Here is a 716-nt window from a genome sequence, read left to right as displayed (position 1 = left end):
TGGGGCTGAAGCGGTTGAGGTAGTTCTTCAGTTCTTCGCTGTACAGCGGATTGAGCGGCAGCAGTTCCTTGATCGCGTTGATCAGCGCCATGCCGTAGGCCTTGACCTCATCGGTCGGCTCGCTTGGCTGGTGCGGGTACTCGACCTCCACCAGGTACGGCGGGCGATGATGCTTGAGCCAGGTGCGGATGCGCACGCGGGTCAGGCCCTGGGCGACGAACTGCAATTTGCCGGCTTCACGGCTGGCGTGGTGGACCTTCACCAGCGTGCCGTACAAGGGCAGTTTCGAGGTGTCGAAATGACGCGGGTCTTCCTGGGGGCTGTCCATGAAGAACAGCGCCAGGGAGTGATGTTCGGACTTGGCCACCAATTCCAGGGTTTCGGCCCACGGCTCTTCATTGACGATGACCGGCAGCACCTGGGCCGGGAAGAACGGGCGGTTGTGGATCGGAATGATGTAGACCTTGTCCGGCAGGCTCTGGCCAGGCAGGGCCAGGCCGGTGCCGGAGGAAGTGTGTTCGATGTGCTCGGATTCAGTGTATTCGTTCGTGGCTTCAGTAGAGTGCTGGTCGCTCATGGGGCACCTGCGCAATGGAGTATGGATCTTAGATGGGGCAGGTGGGGGGTGGTTTCAATGGGGGGTGATTGTTAGCGGCTGTTTCATTGGCGGGCCTTGCTCCGTAGGAGCTGCCGAGCGAAGCGAGGCTGCGATCTTT

General features: G+C 60.9%; 1 protein-coding gene. It reads right to left on the bottom strand.

Annotation, left to right across the window (positions count from 1 at the left end; genetic code table 11):
• On the bottom strand, window positions 1-577 hold a 577-nt coding region (locus tag OC610_RS28395; RefSeq protein ID WP_264433042.1), incomplete at its 3' end, for an LON peptidase substrate-binding domain-containing protein.
• Window positions 578-716: the final 139 nt, after the last annotated feature.

Origin of the sequence: Pseudomonas agronomica (assembly GCF_025917275.1) — a bacterium.
Lineage (GTDB): Bacteria > Pseudomonadota > Gammaproteobacteria > Pseudomonadales > Pseudomonadaceae > Aquipseudomonas > Aquipseudomonas agronomica.
This window is presented reverse-complemented; position numbering and strand designations above follow the sequence as displayed.